3 protein-coding genes are annotated in these 7,290 nt (G+C 76.6%); all 3 read right to left on the bottom strand.

Annotated elements, in window-relative coordinates:
* Window positions 1–94 (bottom strand): DUF3492 domain-containing protein (locus E2E34_RS36715; RefSeq protein ID WP_167518408.1); only part of this gene is annotated, 94 nt, incomplete at its 3' end.
* A 123-nt stretch (window positions 95–217) separates the two neighbouring features.
* Window positions 218–5,488 carry a condensation domain-containing protein gene (locus E2E34_RS28460; RefSeq protein WP_439333693.1) on the bottom strand — a complete coding sequence of 1,757 codons (5,271 nt, stop codon included), beginning with the start codon at window positions 5,486–5,488 and terminating at the stop codon, window positions 218–220.
* A gap of 10 nt (window positions 5,489–5,498) precedes the next feature.
* Window positions 5,499–7,289 carry a non-ribosomal peptide synthetase gene (locus E2E34_RS28455; protein WP_138904758.1) on the bottom strand — a complete coding sequence of 597 codons (1,791 nt, stop codon included), beginning with the start codon at window positions 7,287–7,289 and terminating at the stop codon, window positions 5,499–5,501.
* Window position 7,290: the final 1 nt, after the last annotated feature.

Genomic DNA, 7,290 nt, shown 5'->3' with positions numbered 1-7,290 from the left:
GCTGCGCGAGCCCGCGCACGAGCCGGTCGCACCAGAGCCTGGACTCACCCGTCGCGTACGGGTAGCCACCCTCCGTCAGCAGTCCGATCCGCACGAGCGCACCCCCGATCTCCCTTGTGGGCGGCCGGCCGGCGGCGCGGGCCCGGTGGCCGGCCGCAGGCGCGGGGGCCGCGCGGGGGCGTCCTCCTGCGTCGGCCCCTCCCGTGCGTCCGGCCCGTCAGCCCTGGGGTACCCGGGTGCCGGCGCGGGTGCGGCGGCGTAGGGCCGGGACCGGCGGCGGCGTGGGCGCCGCGGCCAGCAGGGCGGCCAGCGCGGCCGGCGTGGGGTGGCGGAACACGTCCCGCAGCGTCAGCTCGCGGCCGAGCTCCGTGCGTACCCGGTTCAGCAGGCGCACCGCCAGGAGGGAATGCCCGCCCGACCGGAAGAAGTTCGCGTCTGGCGTCACCTCCTTGCCGTCCAGCACCTCGCTGAACAGGTCCACCAGCAGTGACAGCGGACCCCCCGGCGCCGGCGGCAGGGGCGGCTGCCCCGTGACGCCGACGACGGGCACCGCGTACTCGGGCAGCCGGTCCGCCGCCCAGGACTGCGCGTCGGCCTCCTTGACCGCACCCGTCACCCGGGCCACGAGTCTCCCGTCGCTCAGCGCCACTTCGGCGCCCGTGACCCCCGCCTGCGCGGCCAGCACCTCCCGTACGTGGCCGAGGTCCACCCGGTAACCCGCCACGGTGGCGTACGGCCCGTCGCCCGGCCGGGGCGGTCCGTCCGGCAGAGTGCCGATCCGGGCCGCCGGATCCGCCGCGAACACCGCCAGCGCGTGCCCGAGGAGCCCGGCGAGCCGCTCGGCGCCGGTGTGCCCGTACAGATCGGTGGCGTACTCCAGCACCCCGTCCAAACCGCCGTGCTCCGCACTCCCGGTCAGCGCGAACGTCAGGTCGGCCTTCGCCGTGTGCGCCCCGAACGGCAGCGCCTCACCGGCCAGCGGGCCGCCCCCGCCGCCCGCTCCGTCCGGCTCCGGGCTGACCCGCAACATCACCTGCGCCAGCGGGTGGTGCGCCGACGACCGGTGCGGATTGAGGTGTTCCACGACCAGGTCGAAGGGAACTTCCTGGTGAGCGTACGCGGCCAGGTCCGCCTCCCGGACCCGTACCAGCAGGTCCGCGAAGCACGGGTCGCCCGAGGTGTCCGTGCGCAGGACCAGCGTGTTGACGAAGAGGCCGACCAGTCCGTTCAGCGCCTGGTCGTCCCGGCCCGCCACCACCGTGCCCACCGCCAGGTCGGGCCCGGCCCCGCAGCGGGCGAGCACTGCCGCGAGCGCCGCGTGCACCACCATGAACAGGGTGCTGCCGGTGTCCCGGGCGATGCGTTCCAGCCCGGCCCGCACGGACGCGGGGACCGTGAATCCGGTGAGCGCGCCCCGCCCGGAGGGCACGGGAGGCCGGTGCCGGTCCGTGGGAAGGTCGGTCAGCGGCGGCAGCCCCGCCAGGTTGCGCTCCCAGAAGCCGAGCCGTGCCCGCGGCCCGGGGCCGAGCAACCGCCGCTGCCAGAGCGTGTAGTCCGCGTACTGCACGGGCAGCGCCCCCCAGGCGGGAGCGTGGCCGGCGGCCCGCGCCGCGTACGCGGTGGCCACATCGGCCAGCAGGCAGTCCGTCGACCAGCCGTCGGCGGCGATGTGGTGCACCAGCAGAACGAGGGTCTGGCGGCCGCGACCGTCGGACGGCAGGAACAGCCAGGCGCGCAGCGGCAGGTCCCGCGCCAGGTCGAAGACATGGCCCGCCGCCGCGTCCACGGCCGCCGCCAGGTCGGTGGGGAAACCCAGCTCCAACTGCGGCCGGGCCCCGTCGAGGACCACCTGGAACGGCTCCCCGCCCTCGGCCCGGTACACCGTGCGCAGCACCTCGTGCCGCTCGGCGACATCGGCGAGCGCGGCGGCGAGCGCGGCCGGGTCCAGCGGCCGGTCCAGCCGTCGCACCAGGGCGATGTTGTACGCGGCCGAGGGGCCCTCCAACTGGTCGGTGAACCACAGCCGCCGCTGGGCGTACGACAACGGGACCCGCTCGGGCCGGACGGCGGGGCGCAGCACCGGCCGGTCCCCGCCGGCCTCCGGGCCCGCGGGGAGCCGGTCGTGCAGCGCCCGCGGGGTGGGGGCGAGGAACAGGTCGCGTACTCCGGCCTCGACGCCCAGCGCCGCGCGGATCCGGTTGACCAGCTTGCTGGCGAGCAGGGAATGCCCGCCGGTGCGGAAGAAGTTGTCGTCGGCGAGCACCTCGTCCCGGCCGAGGATCTCGGCGAAGAGACCGCACAGCAGCCGCACGCGAACGTGCTCCGGCTCCGACGCCGCCCTCCTCGCCCGCTCCCGCGCCGCCGCACGCCCGGCGGCGTCCCGTACGGCCTCGGCGAGCCGCTCCCGGCGGGCGGCGAGAGCGGCCGCCTGCGGATCGGTGACCAGGCCCAGCGCGCTCAGCGGCCGGCCGGCGTCCGAGGCGAACGCCGTGAGGGCGCGGGCGTACACGTCCAGGAGCAGCCGCGCCGTGACCTCGTCGAACACGTCCCGCGCGTAGCCGAGCAGCAGGCGCAACCCGCCGTCGGCCTCCTCCTCGCAGTGGAAGCTCAGGTCGAACTTGGCCGCCCCCAGGTCGACCGTACCGGCCTCGGCGGTCAGCGGCCCGAGCCGCGGCCGGTCCGTGCCGTCCGCCGCCCCGGCGGTCCGTACCGTCAGCATCACCTGGAACAGCGGGTGCTCGCCGAGGGCCCGCCCGGACGCCTGGGACAGCAGCTCCACCAGTGCGTCGAACGGCAGGTCCTGGTGGTCGAACGCGGCCAGGTCGAAGTCCCGCACCCGCTCCACCAGGGCGGCGGCCGTGGGGTCACCGGACGTGTCGGCGCGCAGCACCAGGGAGTTGACGAAACACCCGACCAGATCGTGCACGGCCTCGTCACAGCGGCCCGCGACCGGGGTGCCGATCGCCAGGTCCGTACCCGAGCCGGCCGCGGACAGGGCGGCGGCGAGCGCGGCCCGGGCCACCATGAACAGGCTCGCCCTCCGGTCACGGGCGAGGGCGGCCAGCCCGTCGCGCGCACCGGCCTCCAGCCGGACGGCGACCGTGCCGCCGCGCCCGGTGGGCTCGGCCGGGCGGGGCCGGTCGTACGGCAGGGCGGTCCGCTCGGGCAGCCCGGCCAGGGCGGTACGCCAGTGGTCCAGCAGCTCCCGCGGATCGGTGAGCAGCTCCCGCTGCCACAGCGCGTAGTCGGCGTAGGTGAGGGGCAGCGGCTCCCAGCCGGGGGCGCGGCCGCCCAGCCGGGCGGTGTACGCGGCGCCCAGGTCCCGCAGCAGCGGCGCCAGGGACCAGCCGTCCACGGCGATGTGGTGGACGAGCAGGACCAGGGCGCTGGAGCCGCTGTCCCCGGTGGTGAACAACCGGGCCCGCAGCGGCACTCCGTCCGTCACGTCGAGCGGCGTCCGGCCGAACTCCGCCACAGCGGAGTCGAGTTTTGCCGCGTCGCCGCACCGGGCGGTCTCCAGCGCGGGACGGAAGCCGTTCACGATCCGCTGGTGCGGTTCCCCGTCCACGTGCGGGTAGGCGGTGCGCAGGACCGGGTGCCGCCCGGCCAGGTCGGCGAGCGCCGCCGCCAGCACCCCGGCGTCCGGCACCCCGTCGAGGCGGAGCACCACGGGTGCGTTGTACGTGGCCGAGGGGCCCTCGATCCGGGCGAGCAGCCACAGCGCCCGCTGCGCCGCCGACAGCGGCAGCCGGTCCGGGCGTTCGGCAGCCGGCACCGGGCGCGGCGCGGGCCGGGCGGCGCCGCCTCCGGCGCGGGCGGCCTCGGTGATCCGGCGGTGCAGGGCGGCCGGGGTGGGGGCCAGGAACAGGTCCCGGATGCCGGCTTCCATACCGAGGGCGGCCCGGATCCGGTTCACCAGCTTGCCCGCGAGCATCGAATGCCCGCCGCTGCGGAAGAAGTTGTCGTCCGGTGCTGCGTGCGAACGTCCGAGCACCTCGGCGAACAGTCCGCACAGGATTTCCTCCCGCGGACCGCTCACGTCCCGGCGGCCGGGCAGTACGGCGGGCGTCGCCGCTTTCCCCGTGGTCAGCGCCTCCCGCCGCGCCTTCAGCCCGGCCCGCTCCTCGGCGGTGGTCAGCGCGCCGGCGAGCGGCCGGTCGGCGTCCGAGGCGAGGGCGTCCAGGGCCCGGGTGAACAGGTCTAGCAGCAACCGCGCCGTGGACTCGTCGAACAGGTCGACGGCATAGCCCAGCGCGAGGTCGAGCCCGTCGGGGGAGCCGTCCGGGGCCTCGCGCCGGGCGCAGAAGAACGTGAGGTCGAACTTGGCGGCCCGCAGGTCGGCCGTGCCCGGCCGGCCGGTGAGGTGCGGCCCGAGCGGCACCGGGCCCGCGCCCTGCGCGTCGTCCACGGTCAGCATCACCTGGAACAGCGGGTGGTGGCCGAGGGAGCGCTCCGGGGCGAGCCGCTCGACCAGCAGCTCGAAGGGCAGGTCCTGGTGCTCGTACGCGGCCAGGTCCGCCTCCCGGACCCGCTCCAGGAGCGTGGCGGCGCTCGGATCGCCGGAGAGGTCCGTGCGCAGGGCCAGGGTGTTGACGAAGAACCCGACGAGCTCGTACAGCTCCTCCTCGGGCCGGCCCGCGACCGGCGTGCCGATCACCACGTCCGGGCCGGCGCCGGCCGCCGTGAGCGAGGCGGCCAGCGCCGCGCGCACCACCATCGGCAGGCTGGCCCGGTGCCGCCGCCCCAGGGCGAGCAGGGCGCGGTGGGTGTCGGCCGGCACTCGTGCGGTGAGGGTGGCCCCGCGCCCGGAGGGCTCGGCCGGCCGGGGCCGGTCGGCGGGCAGCGCCGTCAGCGCCGGTGCCCCGTCGAGCCGCCGCCGCCAGTGGTCGAGCTGCTCGGCGGCCAGGCTGCCGGGGTCGTCGGGGTCGCCGAGCAGCTCCCGCTGCCACAGGGCGTAGTCGGCGTACTGGACCGGCAAGGGCTCCCAGGCGGGGGCCCGGTCCGCGAGGCGGGCCCGGTAGGCGGTGTCGAGGTCCCGGAGCAGGGGGCGTACGGACCAGCCGTCCGTGGCGATGTGGTGGATCAGGAGCACCAGGACGGAGCCGGCGCCGCCGTCGTCGTCCCGGTCGTCGTCCTGCGAGGTGAACAGGCGTACCCGCAACGGGACGTCGGCCGTGACGTCGATCGGCTCCCGGACGAACGCGGCCACCCGCGCGTCGCGCTCGGCGGCCGGGCACCGGACCACCTCGGGCGGGGCGACCGCCCCGGGGTCGCGGACCTCCTGGCGGGGCTCGGCGTCCGGGCCGGCCGGCAGGACGGTACGCAGTACCTCGTGCCGCTCGACCAGATCGGCGAGGGCCGCGCCGAGCACCGCCGGGTCGGGTGTCCCGTCCAGGTGCAGCACCACCGGGGCGTTGTAGGTGGCGGATGGGCCTTCCAGCCGCCCGAGGAACCACAGGCGGCGCTGGGCGAACGACAACGGGGTCACGGTCATGTCCTCAGGCGTCATGGGCTGCGACGAGCCCGTCGATGTGCGCGGCCAGGTCCCGCAGGCGCGGGTTGGCGTAGACGGCCTTCACCGGCAGGGCGACGCCCAGCTCGGCCCGTACCCGCGAGACCAGCTTGATCGCGAGGAGGGAATGGCCGCCCAGCTTGAAGAAGTTGTCGTCGGGGCCGACGGAGTCCGCCCGGAGCACCGTGGTCCACACTCCGGCGATCAGCCGCTCCGAGGCGGACAGACCGTCGTCCGCCCCGGCGGGCTCCGTCGCGGACACCGCTGCGGCCGACGGCGGTTCGGGCAGCGCGGACCGGTCCAGCTTGCCGTTGACGGTGGTCGGGAAGCGGTCGAGGGCCACGAAGACGGCGGGCACCATGTACGCGGGCAGCGCGGCGGCCAGCAGCTCCTTGAGCGCGGCGCCGGTTACCGGCCCGGTGGCCCGGTAGTAGGCGACGAGGCCGGGGGCCCCGTGCAGGTCTTCGCGCAGGACGACCGCGGCCTCGGCGACGGCCTCGTGGGCGGCCACCGCGGCCTCGATCTCGGGGAGTTCGATGCGGAAGCCGCGCAGTTTCACCTGCCCGTCGGCGCGGCCCAGGTAGTCGAGCCCGCCGTCCGGAAGGACCCGCACCAGGTCCCCGGTGCGGTACATGCGCCCGCCGGGCTCGGCGTCGTGGCTGCTGTCGGCGGTGAACCGCTCGGCGGTCAGGCCGGGCCGGCGGCGGTAGCCACGGCCCACCCGGGGCCCGGCGAGGTACAGCTCACCTGTGCCGTCCGGGCCGACCGGCTGGAGCTTCTCGTCCAGGACGCGCATCCGCAGGCCCGGCAGTACGGCGCCGATGTGCGGGGCGGCCGGCGCCCCGGCGGGGGTCTCGATCCAGCCGGCGCTGGCGTCCACGGTGCACTCGGTGGGTCCGTACAGGTTGACCGCGCGGACGGTGCCCGCCGCGGCCAGGTCCGAGATCCTCGACCACAGGGCGGGGCTGATCGCCTCGCCGCCGATCAGCAGGGTCAGCGGGCGCGGCCCGCCGTCCGTGCTCAGCAGGTCCAGCAGCGGATCGGCATGAGAGGGGGTCAGGTCCAGGTCGGTCAGGGACCGCTCGTCCACCAGCGCGGCCAGCAGGGCCGGGTCGGCGCGCGTCTCGTCGTCGATCATCACCAGGGTGTCGCCCCGGCAGACACGGGTCCACTGCTGCACGGAGGCGTCGAAGGAGGGAGAGGCGTTCCAGCCGACCCGGCCGCCCTCGGTCACGGCGATCCCGGCGTCCTCCAGTTCGGCGAGCAGCCGGGAGGCGGCCTCCCGGCCGATCTCGACGCCCTTGGGCCGGCCGGTCGACCCCGAGGTGTAGATGACGTACGCCAGCGTGTCCCCGGCCACCGGCACCGGCCGGTACGCGGGCGCGGGGCGGTCGTCGGCCAGCAGCTCCGCCAGGTCGAGGTGCGGCGCTCCGGGGAGCAGGGGCGCGCCGTCCGGGCCGCCGCCCGAGGTGACGACGACGTCGGCGCCGGAGTCCTCGACGAGGTAGCGGCGCCGGTCGGCGGGCAGCTTCGGGTCGACCGGGAGGTAGGCGGCGCCCGCGGTGAGGGCGCCGATCAGCGCGGACACCAGGCCGGCGCCGCGCGGCAGGCACAGCGCGACCACGCTCTCGGGGCCGACGCCGTGCGCGGCCAGCCGGCCGGCGATCCGCATGGCGTCGGCGCGCAGCCCGTCGAAGGTCAGCTCGCGGCCCGCGGAGATCACGGCGGCGCGGTCCCCGGGGACGGCGGCCAGCCGGTCCAGCAGGTCGGCGGTCACC

The organism is Streptomyces albidochromogenes, assembly GCF_005981925.1.
Taxonomy (GTDB): Bacteria; Actinomycetota; Actinomycetes; order Streptomycetales; family Streptomycetaceae; genus Streptomyces; species Streptomyces albidochromogenes.
This window is presented reverse-complemented; position numbering and strand designations above follow the sequence as displayed.